The organism is Pseudoflavonifractor phocaeensis, from assembly GCF_021531815.1.
GTDB classification, from domain to species: Bacteria; Bacillota; Clostridia; order Oscillospirales; family Oscillospiraceae; genus Lawsonibacter; species Lawsonibacter phocaeensis_A.
The window spans coordinates 148,179-167,378 of sequence record NZ_JADYUM010000005.1 but is presented as its reverse complement, the minus strand read 5'-3'; the positions used below and the strand labels follow the sequence as shown (position 1 = coordinate 167,378).

The following is a 19,200-nucleotide window of genomic DNA, read 5'->3' as shown; positions in this document are numbered from 1 at the left end:
CCACAGGGTCCACCGCCGCCCCATCCACCCCAGGGTCCAACCGCGGCGGCTCTCCCCCGTGTACTCCTTCACCTCCGCCTGGAGTGGAATGGCCGCCGTCAGGGTACGCCAGGTCCTGGCCCACACCCGGCCCCGGGCATGGGTCTGGTAATAGCGGGTGGGCTGGTCGCTGTACTGGGGCGGCTCCATGGTCACTGTCCCCGAGATCAGCGTCTCCCCCGCCAGCACCGTGTCCCCCTCCTGCACCACGGCGTCCCCCAGCTCCGCCTCCACCTGGGTGATGATGCCGTCGGCCTCGGCCACAATGTCGTAGTACCCCGTCTCGTCTATCCGCTTGGGGGCCGGGATGCGCTCCCGGACAATGACCTCCAGCCGGGTGCCGTGGAGGTTGATGCCCATCCAGGACAGCTCCTCCAGTTCCAGCAGCGCCTCCTGGGCCACCTGCTGCCGCTCGATGGAGGGGCCGTACACCCCCGGCTTCACCCCCAGCTGGCGCAGTTGGGTCAGGATCACGGCAGTGGGTACCCGTTCATTCCCCGTCACCTCGATGGTCAGCACAAACCGGGACAGCACTGCCACGGCGCACAGGGACAGGGTCAGCCCCACCAGAAAGGCGTACCGTTTCCGAAACCGGAGGAGAAAATCGGGCAGGCCCCGGCTCCCCTCCACTTGTACCTGACAGCCCACCCGCTCCGCCAGGCTCCGCAGCAGGGCCAGGGTACGGCGGCGGGTGGTCAGCCGCAGGGTATTCATATCCAGCCAGGTCACTGCCCAGAAGTCGATCTCCTCCTGGGCGCACAGGTTGATCAGCCGCTCGGGAAAGGGACCGGTGACGGTCAGGGTCACCATTCCCCGGAGGAAGTTCATCAGCCGCTTCATGTGCCCCTCCCCTCAGCCCAGCTGGATCTGACTGATCCGCCCCGTGATCAGCAGCTCCATCCCGGTCATGGCCCGCAGCTCCAGGTCCCGGCCTGTGATCTTTACCACGAAGGCCCCGCCGCTGACGTGGATTTCCTCGGTGCCGTAGGCCAGGATGCCCTTGTGGTTCTCCATGCGCAGCTCCCCGTCCCCCACCAGTTCCAGCCGGGGCAAATTGGCGATGGCGTCGGCGGGCAGGTCCAGCAGCTCCGCCGTCCGCTCCAGCAGCCCGGGCCGGCGGGGTCTTTTCTCTCCCATGAAAAAATCACCTCTCCCCTATTTGTATGAAGGGGAGAGGCGAAACTTGTTTGGATTTTATCCGCCGCCGTCCAGGCGGCTGTGCTGATGCTTATAGACCGGCTCCTTGCCCCTGACCAGGGGGCCGCGGTATTCGTAGTAGTTGTAGATGGGGTCCAAAAAGGAATCGTCCACCTCCACCAGGGTCTGGCCCCGGTACTCCAGCACCCGTTCCCCGCTGCTGTACCCAAACGCCAGGAGGATCACCCCATACACCAAGGCGCAGTAGAGCGCCAGTCCAGCGCTCAGGAGGGTCAGGCCCTTTGCCGTCCACCGGAGAACGGGGGCCACCTCCGGCATCTCCAGAGGCAGGAAACAGCCCAGGGTAAACAGGACGCCCAGGGCCCCGCTGACCAGAAGGACCACGCAGAAAAGCCCGGAAGGGAGGTTGCGCCAGGTCAGGCCGAACCGTCCCAAAAGCAGATTTCCACCCACAAACAACACGAATACAGGAACAAACGCCCAGGCTGTCCGGGCCAGGTACCGCCGATTTCTACCCCGGCAGAGGAGGAGACAGCCTGCCCCCACCAGGACCAGCAGGACCGTCCCCGCCAAGGCGGCGGGCAGGACCAGGTCACTCCACGTCCATTCCATCGGCCCCCTCCTCTCTCAGCGACACCTCTCCGTCCTCCTCCAGGGTCAGCCAGATGGGCCGGCCCCGGTAATTCCCCGACGCCTGGCCCAAGGTGCGCCCGTTTTCCCCGGACAGGGTAATGGTAAACCGTCCCGTCTCCTCCTCCAGCGGGAAGCTCAGGGCGTCTCCCCGCTCCATCAGGGCCCGGCCCCCGGCGTCCTGTACCCCCATGGTCCGGTCCTCCCAGTCCACCGAAACGGCGTAGACCGCCTCCCGGCTGTCGTTGACCACCAGCAGGCCGCAGGACGCCTCACCGCCGCTGCCCGGCAGCCAGAACCGTGTCAGCCCACAGCCGGACGATCCCAGGAGCCACAGGCACAGCGCCGCCGCTCCAAAACACGTTTTCAGACGATTCATGGTAATTCTCCTCTGTCAATCCGGCCGGCAGAATACCACCAATAAGGAGCAGTCCGCAGCCCACTCCTGTTTTCTCCCTTCAAAACCGCGCCTCGTAATAGTACCAACAGGGGGCCAGACGCTGGACATAGCAGGTGTTGTCCCCCTCAGGCTCATAATAGAGCCGCCCCTCGCCCCGGACCTTCCAGTGGTCCCAGGCGTCTCCCTGGAATCCAAGGGGACGGTCTACGGGGACATAATTGACGCCCCAATAGGCGGTGGAGGAGCCAAGTCCTGAACCGCCGAAGGCAAACTCCACCACCTTGAGATCTGTGTTTCCTCCATAAAGCGAAATACCTTGCCAGCCTTTCGGCAGCGCAATATTTTCTGTGTTTCCCCGCTTTAAGGACAGGAGGGCCAATTCCTCCAGAGCGGAGCGGTCGGCCTCGAACCGGGCTGTCACCCTGCCCTGGGGGTTCTCCCCGCCCAGCCGCCAGCCCGCCAGCAGAATGGCGAAGGCGGCCAGGAGGACCCAAAGCCTTCGCGTCCATTTTTTCATTTCTTCTCCTCCCCATCCGGCACAAACTCCAGAATGTCCCCCGGCTGGCAGTCCAGGGCGGCGCAGATGGCCTCCAGGGTGGAGAACCGGATGGCCCGGGCCTTATTGTTTTTCAGGATGGACAGGTTGGCCATGGTGATGTCCACCTTCTGGGCCAGCTCCCCCAGGGACATCTTCCGCTTGGCCATCATCACGTCCAGATTGACAACGATCCTCATGGTCCCGCCCCCTCAAATGGTCAGGTCCTGGTCTTCCTGGAGCTGGGCCGCCTGGCGGAACAGGGCGGACATGACCAGAAACAGCAGCCCCGCCATGAAAAAGGCCGGGACAAACAGCGTGTTATAGGTAAACAGCGGCGCCGCGTTTCTCTCCATCCACAGCCAGAGAATCAGACGAACCAGAGCTGCGCCCGAGATCAGCCAACAGCAGATGGCGGCCCCCTTGAGCGCCTTGGCATTGGCAAGCTGGAAGGGCTCTCCCGCCAGAATAGTGTCCAGCACCTTCTTGGCCTGCCACAGGATCAGGGCGGTGCAGACACCGCACAGCCAGTAGAACAGGGTCAGCAGCGAGGTATACGCTCCCCGCCAAACGGCAGCCCAGGAGGTCAGGAAAACGACAGCCATGGGAAAATGCGCTTCGTTGCCCTGTCCCAGCCACATCGCAGCTTCCTCCTTCATGGCCCGGACCAGCAGATCTGGGCCGCCGTCGGACACATAGGCCACGATCCCGGGGACCAGCAGCAGGCAGAACAGATTCAGGACCAGCACGGCGGTGACCAACAGCTTCAACACCCTGGCCAGACGCTGGACAGCGGTTTCTTCCATGGAAATCTCCTCCTTTTGTGTGCCAATCCTATCACGTCAGAATCTGTTTGTCAATATATTTTTATTGTTTTTCGATAAATTCGAGGGTGACACAAGGCCCGGGCGGCCGCGCCCGGGCCAATGTCCGCTATCTGCTCTGTCTCTGGTGGTTTGCCTGCTTTTGGGCGTACATCTCCCGGTCCGCCCGGAGGTAGACCTGCTCCATGGAGCTGTCACGGTCCGGTTCAAAGACGGCGCAGCCTACAGCCAGGGACAGGTCCGCGTTCCAATCGGGCTGCCGGCGGAGAAACTCCTCGCTGGCCGACGCCCCCCAATCCCGCAGCGTCTCCAGGGTCATGTCCCGGACCAGCAGGGCAAACTCATCGCCTCCGATCCGGTAGACCGCGCCCCCTTTGGGCGCCAGGTCCCGGATCACGGCAGAGACGCAGCGCAGATATTCATCTCCCGACTGATGGCCCAAGTGGTCGTTGACCCATTTCAGATGGTCCAGGTCCATCAGGCACATCCCCATACCCTGCTGCTGGCGTCTGGTGTCTAAGTTATTGACGTCCACCTCATAGGCGTTCCGGCTTTTCAGCCCGGTGAGCCAGTCGGTGTTGGCCAGGTCTTGAAACGTGGGGTTGGAGATACGTCGGAACAGGGCCGCCGCGCACAGGGCCGTCAGAAGGCAGACCACCAGGGCAATCATCGGCGTGAGGACCCGCAGCCAGAAATAGGTATCATACTGGGACTCCGCGGAAAATTCCACCCCCACGGCTCCGATCACACCGTTTGCTCCCCGGAAGGGCACATAGGCCACAAAGACCTTGCCCCACTGGGTATCTTTGATATGCTCCGGCCAGACCGCCTCGCCCTCCAGCGCCTGCTCCAGTTCGGCGGCGATCTCCGACTCGACCGGGTCGCCGGGACGGCGAAACGCCTCGTCACCGGGGTCCATGCCGTCCACCACGTAGATCAGCTGTCCGTCCTCGGTCCGTTTTGCCGTGTAAAGATACTCCACTCCGGTGGCCACCTTGATCTTATAGAACAAGTCGTGGGTCTGTTGATAGAGCTCAGAGTCCATATCCCCCGCTTCGCTGATACCGGAAAAGGTCTCCTCCTCCAAAAACTGTTCCGCATAGCTGTGGATGGACTGGACCCGGGCCGCCAAGCTGCCGGTGATGTTGTGATAGGTCAGATGGTAGGATATAAAGAAGGTGATCAGGCAGGACAGGACCGCCACGGCCCCGGCAAAAATCGAGACCTGAACATCCACCCGTCCAATGGGATGAAACACGGACATGGAATTTGCCTTCCTCCCCTGCTTCTTCACGGATACGCCTCCCCTATGTGTCGTGTTTCTCCTTAATTTGCGTCTTTTCCCGGAATATGTAACTTTAGTATAACACAGGTTCTCGGAAAACGGAACCTCTTTTCTGTTTTTATCCCGCCGAAAATCCGGTCAGTCCTCCGCTTTTCCGGGCCGCGCCTGGTCCCGCTCCAGAGCGGCGGCACAGCCCTTTAATTCCTTCCGGTACCCCCGCCACTCCGGCATCAGGCAGTCCATCCGGGCATGGAACCCGGGACCGTGGTCGTGGTGGAGGAAATGGACCAGCTCATGGAGGGCCACATAGTCCCGCAGATGCTGGGGACACCGGGCCAGGGCGGTGTTCAGGGTGATGTATCCCTGCCGCCAGTGGCAGTTGCCCCATTGGCTGCGCATGGCCCGCAGCTTCAGTTCCGGCATGTCCACCCCCAGGGGAGCCACCAGGGGATACACCCGCCCCAGGGCCTGGGACAGCAGCACCCCACATTCCTGCCGGGACGGGAGGGGCGGCAGCTCCGGAGCCTGCTCACTCCGGACCAGGTGCTCCGTGATCCAGCGCCACTTCTCCTCCACCATTTTGTCGGCCCGTCCGGCGGAACAGGTATACGGGACGGACAGCGTCACCCCATCCCCCGCGCTGATGCGCAGGTTCAGGTTCTTCACCCGCTTCCGGACCAGCCGGTATGTGATGGGACCGCCCGGAGTCTCCACCGTCCGGTTCTCCTCCGCAGGCTCCCGCCGGACGGGACACAGGCTCACCATCTGTTGACCACCTTTTCCGCAAACCCTGTCAGGTCCCGGAACTCCAGCACCCGGCCACCGTCCAGCACCGCCCGACCGGTAAACCGGCCAAAGACTTGGTGTTGGTCCGACTTGAGGATTTTCAGATCGGTACAGGCCGCCCGGTCCAAAATGGGGGAAAACTCCATCTCCAGCCGCCCGTTGTCACTGGTGAAGGTCCAGGGGGACAGCCAGTCCTCCCGTCCCGGTTTTCCGGGGATATGGAATTTCACGTGGGACAGCTTATGGACCTTGCCCCCGAAGATCAGGGCGTTTTCCGTGGCGGCGGAGCCGTTTCCAAAGCCATAGCCCAGGTTGAAGCCGAAGGGCGCCCCCTCCGCCAGACCGGAGGCGGAGCTCCAGTACCAGGTGTTCCGGTAGGTCCACACCCCCCTGCCCCAGTCCAGCACTGCAAAGGAGTCCTCCGGGCAGAAGGTATAGGTCTCCTCCCCCAGTTCCACCTGCCCCGACGCCCGGAGACAGTTGATCTTCCGGTTGTAATAGAAGTGTCCCGGCTTGTCAAAGGGAGTGCAGGTCACCACAGACTCATCCGGCTGGTCAAAGAGGGTCACGCTGCCCCGGATGGTCTTTCCCTCCCAGAAGTCCTCCATTCGGAACACCAGCTGCCGGGCCGGACCCAATTTTTCTCCGTCCGTATGCAGGAAGGTCAGTCCGTAGCCCTTCCCGGAGCTGGCCGTCACCCCCCGGTCGGCGGAGTCGGGCAGTCCGGTGTGTCCAAGGGGCAGGACCCGCATGGGGCTTCGGGTCACCTGCCGCCCCGTCACAAAGTCCAGCAGGGAGACAGAATCCAACCCCATATACCCGTTGTCCGCCACCGTCAGGGCCAGGGCAAATCGGCCATTGGATATCAGATAGTAGTCCCACTCCTTGACCCGCAGGGCGGATACTTTAACGGCGTTCCGGTCATAGACGGGATAGGGCTTTCTGGCCCAGCCCGCCTGGGTCAGCTCCCCCTTTTCGTTCAGCAGGGGGATGGGCTGTGTGATCTCATGCTGCCACACAGGGCGTCACCTCGTTTCCAGCTTTTGTAGAAGTATTATACCTAGTTTTCCACCTCAGGGCAATTCTTTTTCCGGGACAGGCAAGGCGAAGGGTCCTTGCTCATATATTGAATCCCGCCCCTTTGAGGAGAGGCCGTTTTCGATTGCAGACTGTAGGGAGGTACCGCCGTGGTCCGTCTTTTGAGAAAGCAAGCTTACCGTGACCTGTTTCTGGGCGTTGGGCTGCTTCTGGCCGCCGCCTCTCTGGTGGTCTGGCCCCGGCAGGCCGTGGCCGCCATGAAAGACGGCCTGAGCCTGTGCGGCAACGTGATCATCCCCTCCCTGTTTCCCTTCTTCGTGCTCTCCTCCCTGGTGGTGGAGCTGGGCATGTCCCGGTACCTGGGAAATGTGCTGGAGCCGGTGATGGCACCCCTGTTCCGGGTCAACGGCTCCTGTGCCGCCGCCCTGGCCTTGGGCCTTGTGGGCGGGTACCCCGTGGGCGCCCGGACCGCCATCCACCTGTACCAGAGCGGCCAGTGTACCAGGACGGAGGCGGAGCGGCTGCTGGCCTTCTGCAACAACTGCGGCCCGGCCTTCATTCTCGGCGTAGTGGGAGCCGGCGTCTTCGGCAGCGGCCGGGTGGGGCTGGTCCTCTACCTGTGCCATCTGGCCGCCTCCGTGCTGGTGGGGCTGATTTTCCGCTTCTACCGCCCCGGAGAAGGGCCCCGGGGGAGGGAAAACGGCCGAGTCCAGTTCCAGAGCGTCAGCGTCCCCGCCGCCTTTACCGGGTCAATCACCGGCGCCCTCCAGTCCACCCTGAACATCTGCGCCTTTATTCTTTTTTTCACCGTGGCCATCCGGATGCTCACCCTCTCCGGGCTGCTCACCGCCCTTGCTGGAGTCCTTTCCGCCCTGTTCTCCCCCCTGGGCCTCGACCAGACATGGGCGGAACGGCTGCTCACCGGACTGCTGGAGGTATCCTCGGGAGTGTCATCCCTCACCGCCGGGTCCTTCACCGGGCGGCTGTCCATGGCGGCCTTCATGCTGGGCTGGGCGGGAGTCTCCGTCCACTGCCAGGTCATGGCTTTCCTGGGGGACAGCGGCCTGTCCCTGGGGACGTATCTGGCGGGCAAGTCCCTCCACGGTATATTCTCCGCCCTCCTGATCGCCGCGCTGACCCGGCTGCTGCCCATGGACGCCCCCGCCTCCGCCTATCTGGCGGAACAGACCGAGGCCATCGCCGGACTGGACTTCCACCGCGCCCTGACCATCTCGGCAGCCGCGGCCTGGACGGTTTGGCTGCTCTTTCTGCTGCTGTCCGCCTGGGTGGTGAGAAAAAATCACAGGAAACACATATGCGCGGGCTGACACGCTGAATTGGACTTGAAGATTGGGCTGACGCGCATTATAATAGGATCAGCAACGGAAAGGGAGAGTGCCCCCATGAATCTGTTCCAGAAGAAAATCGAGCCCCGCTGTACCTACTGCGCCCACGGGCGGACCATGGGTGAGGACCAGGTGGTATGCCCCAAAAAGGGGGTCATGGCCGCCGGCTCCCACTGCCGTTCTTTCAAGTATGATCCGCTGAAGCGGGTGCCCCCCCGCCCCGCCAAGTTCCGCGGCGGTGGTCTCAGCGGCGATGACTTCAAGCTGTGAGCCGGGTCCAGCCCCCGGGTCCCCGCAGCTGCATTTTTCCGCCGGGTCAGGTTTCGGGAGCCGGACTTTTTCTGATACACACATATGGTCGGACGCATTCCGGGATATTTCCCGGAGTGCGTTTTTTATTGCTCCAATTCCCCGCGTGGGTCTGAAAAACCGGAAATAGGCCCGCATGCTGCCTTACCGCTGTTTTTTATACTATCTCAAGTGCGGTCCCAAAAACTGGACTTTTGCCACAACATTGGGTGGTTTTGCTATTGTGGGCAGGTGGGTGGCCACATGGGGCCGCCCCTACAGTGGGATGGCCGGTCTGTGCGCAGGTGCGCGTCACCGTGCCGCCTACAGAGTATGCTCTCCCCAGTGCGGCCCGATGAGGGCATCTGGCCCTACGGGCAGGGCGGGGGCTTGCCCCCGCCCTGCCGCAATACATCACAGCGCAAAATCCCACTTGGGCCGTTGTCCGGCAAGAGATAAAAAACCAGCGTCCCGCACGGCTTTGTGCGGGGCGCTGGCATCATAACACAGGGATTTACTGCTTGTTCTTGATGTACGCGTCAATGGACTTGGCCGCCTGCTTGCCGGCGCCCATGGCCAGGATGACAGTGGCGGCGCCGGTGGCGGCGTCACCGCCGGCAAAGATGCCGGGGACGGAGGTGGCGCCGGTCTCGTCGGCGGCCACGCAGCCCTTGCGGGTCTCCTCCAGGCCGGGGGTGCCGTTATAGCTCATCTTGTTGGCCTGGGTACCCAGAGCCATGATGACGGCGTCCACCTCGGTCTTGAACTCGCTGCCCTCGATGACCACGGGGCGGCGGCGGCCGGAGGCATCGGGCTCGCCCAGCTCCATCTTCACGCAGGTGATGGACTGGACGTGGTTCTTCTCATCCCCCTCGATGGAGATGGGGTTGGTGAGCAGGTCGAAGATGATGCCCTCCTCCTTGGCGTGGTGGACCTCCTCGGCACGGGCGGGGAGCTCCGCCTCGGAGCGGCGGTAGACGATATGGACCTCGGCGCCCAGGCGCTTGGCGCAGCGGGCAGCGTCCATGGCCACGTTGCCGCCGCCCACCACAGCCACCTTCTTGTTGTGGAGGATGGGGGTCTCGGCGTCTTCCTTATAGGCCTTCATCAGGTTGATGCGGGTCAGGTACTCGTTGGCGGAGTACACGCCCACCAGGGACTCGCCGGGGATCTTCATGAACATGGGCAGGCCGGCGCCGGAGCCGATGAAGACGGCCTCATAGCCCATCTCAAACAGCTCGGTGATGGTCAGGACCTTGCCGATGACCATGTTCAGCTGGATGTCCACGCCCATCTTCTCCAGGTTGGCAACCTCCCGGGCCACGATGGCCTTGGGGAGACGGAACTCGGGGATGCCGTAGCTCAGCACGCCGCCGGGAGTGTGGAAGGCCTCGAAGACGGAGACGGAGTAGCCCATGCGGGCCAGCTCGCCGGCGCAGGTCAGGCCGGCGGGGCCGGAGCCGATGACAGCCACCTTATGGCCGTTCTTGGGGGCGGTAGCCACGTTGGCGATGCCGTTCTCAGCGGCCCAGTCGGCCACGAAGCGCTCCACACGGCCGATGGACACGGGCTCGCCCTTGACGCCACGGACACACTTGCCCTCGCACTGGTTCTCCTGGGGGCAGACGCGGCCGGAGATGGCGGGCAGGGCGTTGGCGTTGGACAGGATCTCATAGGCGGCGGCGATGTCGCCCTCGGCCACCTTGGCCAGGAAATCGGGGATGGGGATGCCCACGGGGCAGCCGCTGACACAGGCGGGGTTCTTGCAGTGGATACACCGCTGGGCCTCATTCATGGCCTGCTCCAGGGTGTAGCCCAGGGCCACCTCTTTGAAATTGGCGTTGCGGGCATTGGGGTCCTGCTCCGGCATGGGAGTCTTGGTCATCTGCATGTTAGCCATTCATGGCACCTCCTCCCAGGCGGCAGAGATGCTTCTCTTTCGCCTTGGCTTCGTGTTCTTTATAGGTCGCGTTCCGGGCGATGACTTCGTCAAAGTCCACCTTGTGGCCGTCAAAGTCGGGGCCGTCCACACAGGCGAATTTCACCTCGCCGCCCACGGTCAGCCGGCAGCAGCCGCACATGCCGGTGCCGTCGATCATGATGGGGTTCATGCTGACGGTGGTGGGGATGTTGTACTTCTCGGTGAGCTTACAGGCAAACTTCATCATCATCAGGGGGCCGATGGCAAACACGCGGTCAAACTTGACCCCGCTGTTGATCAGCTCCTCCAGCTTGCCGGTGACGAAGCCGTGGTAGCCGTAGGTGCCGTCGTCGGTACAGATGTGCAGGTCGGTGCAGGCGTGGGACATCTCCTCCTCCAGGATGATGATGTCCTTCGTCTTGAAGCCGCCGATCAGGTCCACCTGGTTGCCGGCCTCATGCAGGGCACGGGCCACAGGCAGGGCGATGGCGCAGCCCAGACCGCCGCCCAGGACGGCCACCCGCCCCAGATTCTCCACCTCGGTGGGGACGCCCAGAGGGCCCACGAAGTCGTGGAGGCAGTCGCCCTCGTTCAGCTCGTCCAGAGCCAGGGTGCTGCCGCCGATCTTCTGGAAAATCACAGTGACCAGCTCATTCTCCGCGCTGGAGATGGTCAGAGGGATGCGCTCCCCCTCCTCATCCACACGCAGGATGATGAACTGGCCCGCTTTGGCCTTGGCGGCCACCAGCGGCGCGTACACGGAGATCTGGGAGATCTCTGGTGTCAGCGTCTTTTTCTTGACGATTTGATACTTCTTCACTGCGGATCCTCCTCTTACTTGTTTTGCCGGCTTCCAACCCGGCGTCCCTTCTTATCCATTCCAATATCGAACGCGGACATGCCGCGCAGATCACATGAGTTACCGGCCGAACCGGCGGCGGCGGTATCCGCCTCCATAGCGGCGGCGGCGCTGCCGCCGCACCAGGGTCCGGACCGCCCAATATACCGCCAGCGCCACCAGGACCAGGACGGCCAGGGCGGCCAGGGTGATCCAGTTGGGGTGCTTCAGCAGCTGGATGGGGCTCCAGCTGCGGTTGACGTCCTTGCGGCCGTCGGACGCGGCATACCAGTCCGGCAGGCCATTTTCACCGAAAGACCGGAGGTAGGCCGCCAGCGCGTACCACTCCTTGATCTCGCTGCCATTCTTATCATAGAGGATGCAATCGTTGAAATCCGTGACGGGGCTCCCGTCGGCCATTTTCGGCTCCAGGGACAAAAGGCCCATGGACTTGCTTTTCACCGTGCCCAGCATTTGGGCGGAATACATCCCGGTGACCACCCGGTACAGCTGGTCATCGTCGATCTGGGTATACGCCCGGTCCCTGCTGTTCCCGTCCCCGACCGTGTCCTGGTATAACTGTACCTCGGTCACCCGGTTGAAAAACATCCGGTGGGTATTGAAGGAGTAGGACATCCCCGACAGATACAGCTGGACCACGGGCATGATAGGGGTCACCGAGGCGTCCACCTCGGCGGCGGCTTTCAGTTCCTTCCCGGTGAGGTAGACCTCCACCAGGGGGAAGCCGGAGGTTCCGTCCTCTCCCACCCCCATGGACAGCACATCGAAAGTCTGGGAGGCGGTGATCTCTCCCGCGTACAGCGGGGCGCGGAGCACGCCGTCGGCAGTGACGGCCACAGTATGCACACTAGGGGCGTCGGCCACCAGTTCCCGGGATGCCCACAAAAAGGCGTCAGCCACCAGCTCGCCCAGGGCGTTGCCCTCCTGGAGCCCGGACTCCGGGGTCTCCAGGTCAAAGCCGCCGGTGGTCAATACTTGGTCATAGCTGAATCCATAGCGTGCCAGGTAGCTTCCGCTCACCTGGGATTTCCAGCCCTCCACCATGGCCGAGATCTCCGGATCCTCCGGGACCGTCTCGTCAATGGGGATCAGGCGGTAGTCGGTGAGGCTCTTGGCCCCGTCCGCGCTCCAGGTCAGGGTAATGGACCCCAGATTCTCGCAGTAGGGGCCGGCGGAGACGATATAGGTGTCCCCCACCACGATGGGCTCGGTGAGGGTGGTATGGGTATGTCCGGAGACGATGAGGTCGATGCCCTCCACTTTTTTGGCAAGCTGCTCGTCCTCAGACTTTTTTTCTTTTTCATTGGTGCCGGAGTGGGACAGGCAGATGATAAATTGGGCGCCCTGCTCCTTCAAACTGTCCACGCACCGCTGGGCGCTCTTCACCCGGTCCTCCAGAACAAAGCCCGAGGTGGGCGCGCAGTCGTGGGAGTCCTCCCCCATCAGGCCAAAAATCCCGTAGGTGACGCCGCCCCGCTCCAGAAGCACAGAGTCCTTCACACCGTAGGCGGCCATGGCCCGCTGGATATCCAGCTGGTTCGGATCCTCGGCGGAAGGCCAGTAATTGGCCATCAGCAAGGCGGGCACCCGGTCCCCGCTGAGGACGGCGGCGTTGAGCATCTGGGCAAAGCCCGTTCCCTTGTGGTCAAACTCATGATTTCCCACCGTAGCAGCGTCATAACCCATTGCGCCCATGGTCCGCAGCTCAGCGGCCTGGGTGGTGTACAGGGTCTGGATCAGGGAGCCCACGGAGAAATCGCCGCCGTCCACCACCAGGGCGTCGGGATGTTCCGCCCGCTCCCGGTCCAGCGCCGTCTTCAGCCTGGCGTATCCCCCCGACGCTCCCCCGTCCTCCGTCCGCTGGGGCAGGAAGTGGGAGTGGAGGTCGTGGGTGAACAGGACGGTGGTGGTGCAGGCCGGCGCGCCGGCCCAAACCGCCGTGGGCAGCAGCGTACACAGCAGCACCAGAGCCATCAACGCCCCGACAACACGGCGCGGAACTCTCACGGGTCACCCACCCTTTCTTCCAGTGGTTATTCTGCCACAAATTACCTGCGGCGTGATTATCGTATCGTGACGAATAATTGGCAAATGTTCACTTTTTCACCAGCGAACTATCGAATTAAAGCGTATCTTTGATATTTTTTAACAAATTACATCGTGTTGGACGGGGCGGTAGAACAGTTCCCGCACCTCTTCGGGGCGGCTGGTCTGGCCCAGGGCCCACATGAGCTTGGTGGCGGCGGCCTCCAGAGTCATGTTATAGGCTTCCATCAGCTGATATTTCTCCTTCACCTGCTGCCCCACCTGGTACACCGACATGTCGCTTCCCTCATAGGGCACCTGGGTCATCATCACAATAGTCTTGCCTGCCTCCATCCACTCCCCCATAGCCTGGGCCAGAGCCCCGCCGCTTCCGCCGGGCAGCCCGCCCACGCCAAAGGACTGGAGGATCACCGCCTGGTAGCTGTCCCGCAGCCGCCGCAGGGCCTCCGCCCCCATTCCTGGGATCAGGGTCAGCAGCAGCACCCGGTCCTCCAGCCGGTCATAAAAAACGGGCTCCGCCCCGTAGGAATAAGCGGTGGGAGCCAGATACCGGATCAGCCTGCCGTCCCGAATGACGGCGATCTCCGGGTAATCCACACTGGAGAAGGCATTGAAGCTCTTGGTCCGCTCCTTCCTGGCCCGGGTGCCCAGGATCACCTTGCCGTCAAAGACCAGGCTCACATCATGGGAGTCCCGGTCGCAGGCGTAGAGGAAGCTGTTGTACAGGTTCATCCGGGCGTCGGTGTCGTGGAGGCAGATGGACTTCTGGGAACCGGTAATGACGATGGGTTTGGGGGAATCCTGGATCAAATAGGACAGGGCGGCGGCGGTATACGCCATGGTGTCGGTGCCGTGGGTAAGGACAAAGCCGTCATATTGGTCGTAACGCGCCCGGATGGCGGCAGCCATCTCCAGCCAGTGGGAGGGACCGATATTGGTGCTGTCCAAATTCATCAGCTGGACGGCGTCCACGCTGCACAGCTCCCCCACCGCCGGAACATACCCCAGGATCTCCTCCGAGGTGATGGCGGGGCTCAGGCCGTGGCCGCTCTCCTTGGAGGCGATGGTGCCGCCGGTGGCCAGCATCAGGATGCGTCTCATGGGGACATTCCTCCCTTGTCAGACTGGGGACCGCTCAAAAAAGGAGCTGTTGCCAGCCCCTTCTCTGGTAGGCGTTTTTCCTTTACAGGCACTGGAGATACTTGCCATACAGGGTCATGCCTAACTCCGTGCCAATGGCGTGGACCTTCTCCTCGGAGATCCAGCCCTCATACAGGCCCAGCTCCTCCAGACAGCCCACATAGCGTCCGGTGGTGTCCTGGATATGCTTGATGGTCTGGCCGGCCTCCAGCAGGCTGTCGGCGGTGCCGGCGTCCAGCCAGGTGAAATTCCGTTCCAGGGGAATGACCTGGAGCTGGCCCCGGCGCAGGTACTCCAGATTCACGTCGGTGATCTCCAGTTCTCCCCGGGCGGAGGGCTTCAGGTTCCGGGCAATCTCCATGACCTGGTGGTCATAGAAGTACAGGCCCGGGATGATATAGTTGGATTTGGGGTAGCGGGGCTTCTCCTCAATGGAGATGGCCTTGCCGTCCTTGTCAAATTCCACCACGCCGAAGGGCCTGGGGTCCTCCACCCAATAGCCGAAGACAGTGGCGCCCCGGTCGTTGGCCGCCGCCCGCTTCAGGGTGGCGCCCAGGGTGGGCGCGTAGAAGATGTTGTCCCCCAGGACCAGACACACCCGGTCGCAGCCCACAAACTCCTGGCCGATGAGCAGTGCGTCGGCGATGCCCCGGGCCACGGGCTGCTCGGCATAGGAGATATGCAGTCCGTACTGCTCCCCCGTGCCCAGCAGGGCGGTAAAGGTGGCGGTCTCTCCCGGCGGAACGATGACCAGAATGTCGGAAATGCCGGCCTGCATCAGGATGGCGATGGGGTAATAGATCAGCGGCTTGTCATACACCGGCAGCAGAGGCTTGCACACCGGCTTGGTCATGGGGTACAGGCGGGTGCCCTTGCCCGCGGCCAGAACGATTCCTTTCATACGCTCCTCCTTCAGTTCGTAGGCGGATGCTTCCGGAGCGGCGCCGGCTTTCTCCCGTCTGCCGCCGCTCCGCTGTGATTGTACCATGCCCGGCGAAAGTTTACAAGAGTTCATCGTTTTTCTTCCGGGAACTTTCAGGAATACCCGGAAACGACAGCGGGGATGGACGGCGGAGAACCATAATCCCGCGGCTCGAGAAAGAAAGGGAACCGTGGCGGTCCCCTTTCCGTGTGCTTCTTGCCACCGAAATCTGTAAGAAACAGGGCGCACGCACGGCCGTCTTTCCCTTTGCTCCGAACAAAGCCGTTTCTCAGGCGCTCAGCTTCTCCAGGCCCAGCTTCAGGCGGCGGAGGGTCTCATCCTTCCCCAGGATCTGGCAGATCTCCACGGCCCCGCCGGGGGTCACCGCCTTGCCGGCGGCGGCGATGCGCACCGGCCACATGATGGTGGCGTTCTTCACCGCCAGCTGCTCCGCCAGGGCGATGAGTCCGTCGTGAATGGCCTCCTGGGTCCAGCCCTCCAGCCCCTCCAGCATGGGGATGGCCGCCTCCAGCATGGTCTTGCAGACCTCGGGATTGGTCTTGGACTTCTTGTTGGTGAACAGGTCCAGGCCGTACTCGGGCAGCGCCTGGAAAAAGTCCACCTTCTCCGGGATGTCGGTGAGTTTCTCGCACCGGGCCTGGAGCAGGGCGGCGATGGCGGGAACCGACAGGGTTTTATCCTTTACAACGCTTCTGATATAAGGCTCTGCTGCCTTCGCGAAGTCCTCCGGGGCCATGGCGCGCAGATAGAGGGCGTTGAAGTGGGTCAGCTTCTCGATGTCGAAGATGGCCGGGGACTTGGACATGCCGTTCAGGTCGAAGGCCTTGGCCAACTCCTCCAGGGAGAAGACCTCCTGCTCCGCCAGCTCCCCCCGGGGGGACCAGCCCAGCAGGGCCACGTAGTTCAAAATGGCGTCGGTGAGGAAGCCCTGGGCCTTCAGATCCTCGTAGGAGGGGTCGCCGTGGCGCTTGGACATCTTGTTCTGGGCGTCCCGCATGACGGGAGAGCAGTGGACGTAGACTGGGACCTCCCAGCCGAAGCCCTCGTACAGCAGGTTGTACTTGGGGGCGGAAGACAGGTACTCGCTGCCCCGGACCACGTGGGTGATGCCCATCAGGTGGTCGTCGATGACGTTGGCGAAGTTGTAGGTGGGCATCCCGTCCCGCTTGATCAGCACCTGGTCATCCAGGGTGCTGTTTTCCACGGTGATGTCCCCAAAAATGGCGTCATGGAAGGTGGTAGAGCCCTCGGCGGGGATCTTCTGGCGGATGACATAGGGCTCGCCGGCCCCCACCCGGGCCAGAGCCTCCTCCAGCGGCAGGTCCCGGCAGGGGTCCGCCGCCCGGTCGAACTCGCCGGAGTCCTCCTCCGACTCGGTCTTCTCGCAGAAGCAGTAGTAAGCGTGGCCCTTCTCCACCAGCAGGCGGGCGTACTTGCCGTAGGTGTCCCGGCGCTCCGACTGGATGTAGGGGGCCACGGGGCCGCCCACATCGGGACCCTCGTCGTGGTCCAGGTGGCACTCGGCCAGGGTGCGGTAGATCACGTCGGTGGCGCCCTCCACCAGTCGGCCCTGGTCCGTGTCCTCGATGCGCAGGATGAAGGTGCCCCCCGCGTTCCGGGCGATGAGCCAGGTGTACAGGGCGGTGCGCAGGTTGCCCACGTGCATATACCCCGTGGGAGAGGGGGCGAACCGGGTGCGGACCTTTCCGTGGGGGATCTTGGCCTCCATCTCCTCAAAATACTTCATATCCAGTGCCATGTCCATTCCTCCGTCACGGCGGCGGAGCCGCCGGTATTCTCGTTTGTCAGCGGCTATATTATATGGGATTTTTTCCGGTTTGGCAAGGGGACGTTTGGGGCGTTCTGTTTTCCCCGGCTGCGGGGCGCCGGGACCCGGAGGACAGCGCCGCGCGGAATGTGTACTAGTCCGTCCCGCCGCCCCTTTATCCAATTTTAATCTGGCCGCCGTTGCTTTTTCCCCCGAAATAGGCTATGCTATATGTTGCTACATCCACAACCGAATGCTGAAAAGGAGAATTGTTTTGAGCGATACAACATCCTCTGCCCGCAAGCCCAAGAGGCGGTTCAGCCGCACCCTGCTCAGCCTGGCCGTCACGGCCGTGGTGGGCTTCGTCTACTTCTATGTCTCTCTGCCCGCGCTGAATTTCCATGACGGTGAGTTTTACAGCTTCCTCGGTCTGCTGTGCCTGATCTATGTCATCTGTGTCTTTCTGCTGTCCGGCGCTCCCCACGACAACGTGGTGCGAACCCCGGGTGAAAAGCTGAAGGAGTGGCTGGGCTTCGTCAAGAGCCGCTGCCTGCCTGTGGGCATTTTGTTTGCGGCGGTGGTGGTGGTGGCCGTGGTGGGCCAGGTCATCTCCCTGCCTATTTTCCGGGCCTCCGCCTACCGGGACCTGCTCACCGTGGAGACCGGGGATTTCTCCACTGACGTGGCCCAGATCTCCTTCAGCGAGATCCCCACCCTGGACCGGAAGTCCGCCGAGTTCCTGGGGGACCGCCAGATGGGCACCCTCAGCGACATGGTCAGCCAGTTTGAGTACTCCAACGACTCCACCCAGATCAACTACCAGGGCCGCCCCGTCCGGGTGGCTCCCATCGCCTACGCCGACCTGGTGAAGTGGTTCACCAACCGGGGCAACGGCCTGCCCGCCTATGTGGTGGTGGACATGGTGACCCAGGAGGCCACGGTGGTCCGCCTCCAGGAGGGGATGAAATACTCCTTCTCCGAGCCCCTGAACCGGAACATCATGCGCCACCTGCGCTTCCAGTACCCCACCATGATGTTCGCCACCCCCGAGTTTGAGGTGGACGAGGACGGCCATCCCTGGTGGATCGCCCCCCGGGTGGTCCGGACCATCGGCCTGTTCGGCGGCACCGACATCCAGGGCGCGGTGCTGGTGGACGCCATCACCGGCGAGAGCCAGTACTATGAGGAGGTGCCCACCTGGGTGGACACCCTCTACGTCCCTGAGCTCATCACCCAGCAGTACGACTACCACGGTACCCTGATCAACGGCTTCATCAACTCCATCCTGGGCCAGAAGGGCGTGACCAAGACCACCTATGGCTACAACTATATCGCCATGAACGACGATGTGTACGTCTACACCGGCGTCACCTCCGCCAACGCCGACCAGTCCAACCTGGGCTTCCTGCTGTGCAACATGCGCACCAAGGAGACCCACTTCTATGAGGCCCCCGGCGCCACCGAGGCCGCCGCCCAGGCCTCCGCAGAGGGCGTAGTCCAGGACCTGGGCTATGTGGCCACCTTCCCCCTGCTGCTGAACATTGCCGGAGAGCCCACCTACTTCATTCCCCTGAAAGACGCCACCAACCTGGTCAAGAGCTACGCCATGGTCAACGTGGCCCAGTACCAGATCGTGGCCACCGGTTCCACCGTCTCCGCCTGCGAGCAGACCTATATCCAGATGCTGGCGGACAAGGGCATCTCCACCCCCGAGGAGCTGCCCCAGACCCAGGCCAGCGGCAAGGTGGCTGAGATCCGCACCGCGGTGCTGAACGGCAACACTTACTACTTCATTCGCCTGGAGGGCGAGGAGGTGTTCTACGCACTCTCCGCCGCCCAGAACCGGGAGGTGGTCACCCTGAATGTGGGCGACACCGTCGCCATCGACCACGCTGTCCCCGATGAGGGCTCGGAGAGTTCCATTCTGGATGGGTACACCCTGACCATCGTCAAACGGGCCCTGCCTACTGTCATCACCGACCCGGTCCACATCTCGGAATTGCAGGACTCCGCTGACACCATCTTCGCCCCCACTTCCGGCGAAGAACTGGGTGTCATCGGCTCTGCCGACGGCTCCGCCGCCATCCTCACCGCCCCCTAAGCAGAAAAGCCAGCAGGAGCGCCGAACAATCGTCGCTCCTGCTTTTTCTTATCCGGACGGCCACATGGGCCCTCCCCTACGGCGGATGGCCGG

General features: G+C 62.8%; 19 protein-coding genes. 3 read left to right on the top strand and 16 right to left on the bottom strand.

All coding sequences use genetic code 11. The features are described from left to right. The 10 genes from I6E42_RS04935 to I6E42_RS04890 all read right to left on the bottom strand — a co-directional run. Positions 1-879, bottom strand: an 879-nt coding sequence (locus I6E42_RS04935; RefSeq protein ID WP_235370815.1) for a sporulation protein YqfD, incomplete at its 3' end; no start/stop codon positions are given. A gap of 12 nt (positions 880-891) precedes the next feature. Then, positions 892-1,176, bottom strand: a complete 285-nt coding sequence (locus I6E42_RS04930; RefSeq protein ID WP_235370814.1) for a YabP/YqfC family sporulation protein — start codon at positions 1,174-1,176, stop codon at positions 892-894. Positions 1,177-1,233: 57 nt separating this feature from the next. After that, entirely contained in the window at positions 1,234-1,809 is a 576-nt protein-coding gene (locus tag I6E42_RS04925; protein ID WP_235370813.1) for a hypothetical protein, read from the bottom strand. Then, positions 1,790-2,206: a hypothetical protein gene (locus tag I6E42_RS04920; RefSeq protein WP_235370812.1), complete on the bottom strand. Its 417-nt coding sequence runs from the start codon at positions 2,204-2,206 to the stop codon at positions 1,790-1,792. Before I6E42_RS04920 ends, I6E42_RS04925 begins: the two co-directional genes overlap by 20 nt. Before the next feature lie 79 nt (positions 2,207-2,285). Then, positions 2,286-2,744 (bottom strand): hypothetical protein, encoded by a 459-nt coding sequence (locus tag I6E42_RS04915; protein WP_235370811.1) that lies wholly within the window; start codon positions 2,742-2,744, stop codon positions 2,286-2,288. Continuing rightward, the gene (locus I6E42_RS04910; protein WP_235370810.1) at positions 2,741-2,962 is read right to left on the bottom strand and encodes a helix-turn-helix domain-containing protein; all 222 of its coding nucleotides are present in this window, start codon (positions 2,960-2,962) and stop codon (positions 2,741-2,743) included. The genes I6E42_RS04915 and I6E42_RS04910 overlap by 4 nt, the downstream gene beginning before the upstream one ends. Before the next feature lie 12 nt (positions 2,963-2,974). Next, positions 2,975-3,568 (bottom strand): DUF2975 domain-containing protein, encoded by a 594-nt coding sequence (locus I6E42_RS04905; protein ID WP_235370809.1) that lies wholly within the window; start codon positions 3,566-3,568, stop codon positions 2,975-2,977. A 127-nt stretch (positions 3,569-3,695) separates the two neighbouring features. After that, complete coding sequence (locus I6E42_RS04900) at positions 3,696-4,850, bottom strand: GGDEF domain-containing protein (protein WP_235370808.1); 1,155 nt, start codon at positions 4,848-4,850, stop codon at positions 3,696-3,698. Positions 4,851-5,009: 159 nt separating this feature from the next. After that, the gene (locus I6E42_RS04895; RefSeq protein ID WP_235370807.1) at positions 5,010-5,636 is read right to left on the bottom strand and encodes a M48 family metallopeptidase; all 627 of its coding nucleotides are present in this window, start codon (positions 5,634-5,636) and stop codon (positions 5,010-5,012) included. Then, positions 5,630-6,676, bottom strand: coding sequence for a DUF2804 domain-containing protein (locus I6E42_RS04890; protein ID WP_235370806.1), 1,047 nt, complete (start codon positions 6,674-6,676; stop codon positions 5,630-5,632). Before I6E42_RS04890 ends, I6E42_RS04895 begins: the two co-directional genes overlap by 7 nt. Positions 6,677-6,844: 168 nt before the next feature. Between I6E42_RS04890 and I6E42_RS04885 the strand changes: the two genes are divergently transcribed. Then, positions 6,845-8,023: a nucleoside recognition domain-containing protein gene (locus I6E42_RS04885; protein WP_235370805.1), complete on the top strand. Its 1,179-nt coding sequence runs from the start codon at positions 6,845-6,847 to the stop codon at positions 8,021-8,023. 75 nt (positions 8,024-8,098) lie between these two features. Further along, complete coding sequence (locus I6E42_RS04880) at positions 8,099-8,311, top strand: hypothetical protein (RefSeq protein WP_235370804.1); 213 nt, start codon at positions 8,099-8,101, stop codon at positions 8,309-8,311. Positions 8,312-8,843: 532 nt separating this feature from the next. Here the strand turns inward: I6E42_RS04880 and gltA are convergent. The 6 genes from gltA to gltX all read right to left on the bottom strand — a co-directional run bounded on the left by gltA (position 8,844) and on the right by gltX (position 16,997). After that, the gene (gltA, locus tag I6E42_RS04875; protein ID WP_235370803.1) at positions 8,844-10,229 is read right to left on the bottom strand and encodes an NADPH-dependent glutamate synthase; all 1,386 of its coding nucleotides are present in this window, start codon (positions 10,227-10,229) and stop codon (positions 8,844-8,846) included. Next, positions 10,222-11,070, bottom strand: a complete 849-nt coding sequence (locus I6E42_RS04870; protein WP_235370802.1) for a sulfide/dihydroorotate dehydrogenase-like FAD/NAD-binding protein — start codon at positions 11,068-11,070, stop codon at positions 10,222-10,224. The genes gltA and I6E42_RS04870 overlap by 8 nt, the downstream gene beginning before the upstream one ends. Positions 11,071-11,169: 99 nt before the next feature. Continuing rightward, the gene (locus I6E42_RS04865; protein ID WP_235370801.1) at positions 11,170-13,116 is read right to left on the bottom strand and encodes a bifunctional metallophosphatase/5'-nucleotidase; all 1,947 of its coding nucleotides are present in this window, start codon (positions 13,114-13,116) and stop codon (positions 11,170-11,172) included. A 138-nt stretch (positions 13,117-13,254) separates the two neighbouring features. After that, entirely contained in the window at positions 13,255-14,256 is a 1,002-nt protein-coding gene (locus tag I6E42_RS04860) for an asparaginase (protein WP_235370800.1), read from the bottom strand. Positions 14,257-14,338: 82 nt separating this feature from the next. Further along, positions 14,339-15,196, bottom strand: a complete 858-nt coding sequence (gene rfbA, locus I6E42_RS04855) for a glucose-1-phosphate thymidylyltransferase RfbA (RefSeq protein WP_235370799.1) — start codon at positions 15,194-15,196, stop codon at positions 14,339-14,341. Between the two features lie 310 nt (positions 15,197-15,506). Beyond that, entirely contained in the window at positions 15,507-16,997 is a 1,491-nt protein-coding gene (gltX, locus tag I6E42_RS04850) for a glutamate--tRNA ligase (RefSeq protein ID WP_235370798.1), read from the bottom strand. A gap of 283 nt (positions 16,998-17,280) precedes the next feature. On the opposite strand from gltX, the gene I6E42_RS04845 reads away from it, so the two are divergent. Next, on the top strand, positions 17,281-19,107 hold the full coding sequence (locus I6E42_RS04845; RefSeq protein ID WP_235370797.1) for a CvpA family protein: 1,827 nt from the start codon (positions 17,281-17,283) through the stop codon (positions 19,105-19,107). Positions 19,108-19,200: the final 93 nt, after the last annotated feature.

What these genes read in the sequence shown, in the direction of transcription:
- I6E42_RS04930 (WP_235370814.1), bottom strand. Translation starts at nt 1,176, where the DNA reads ATGGGAGAGAAAAGACCCCGCCGGCCCGGGCTGCTGGAGCGGACGGCG.
- I6E42_RS04905 (WP_235370809.1), bottom strand. Translation starts at nt 3,568, where the DNA reads ATGGAAGAAACCGCTGTCCAGCGTCTGGCCAGGGTGTTGAAGCTGTTG.
- I6E42_RS04860 (WP_235370800.1), bottom strand. Translation starts at nt 14,256, where the DNA reads ATGAGACGCATCCTGATGCTGGCCACCGGCGGCACCATCGCCTCCAAG.
- rfbA (WP_235370799.1), bottom strand. Translation starts at nt 15,196, where the DNA reads ATGAAAGGAATCGTTCTGGCCGCGGGCAAGGGCACCCGCCTGTACCCC.
- gltA (WP_235370803.1), bottom strand. Translation starts at nt 10,229, where the DNA reads ATGGCTAACATGCAGATGACCAAGACTCCCATGCCGGAGCAGGACCCC.
- I6E42_RS04920 (WP_235370812.1), bottom strand. Translation starts at nt 2,206, where the DNA reads ATGAATCGTCTGAAAACGTGTTTTGGAGCGGCGGCGCTGTGCCTGTGG.
- I6E42_RS04900 (WP_235370808.1), bottom strand. Translation starts at nt 4,850, where the DNA reads ATGTCCGTGTTTCATCCCATTGGACGGGTGGATGTTCAGGTCTCGATT.
- I6E42_RS04910 (WP_235370810.1), bottom strand. Translation starts at nt 2,962, where the DNA reads ATGAGGATCGTTGTCAATCTGGACGTGATGATGGCCAAGCGGAAGATG.
- I6E42_RS04880 (WP_235370804.1), top strand. Translation starts at nt 8,099, where the DNA reads ATGAATCTGTTCCAGAAGAAAATCGAGCCCCGCTGTACCTACTGCGCC.
- I6E42_RS04925 (WP_235370813.1), bottom strand. Translation starts at nt 1,809, where the DNA reads ATGGAATGGACGTGGAGTGACCTGGTCCTGCCCGCCGCCTTGGCGGGG.
- gltX (WP_235370798.1), bottom strand. Translation starts at nt 16,997, where the DNA reads ATGGCACTGGATATGAAGTATTTTGAGGAGATGGAGGCCAAGATCCCC.
- I6E42_RS04915 (WP_235370811.1), bottom strand. Translation starts at nt 2,744, where the DNA reads ATGAAAAAATGGACGCGAAGGCTTTGGGTCCTCCTGGCCGCCTTCGCC.
- I6E42_RS04895 (WP_235370807.1), bottom strand. Translation starts at nt 5,636, where the DNA reads ATGGTGAGCCTGTGTCCCGTCCGGCGGGAGCCTGCGGAGGAGAACCGG.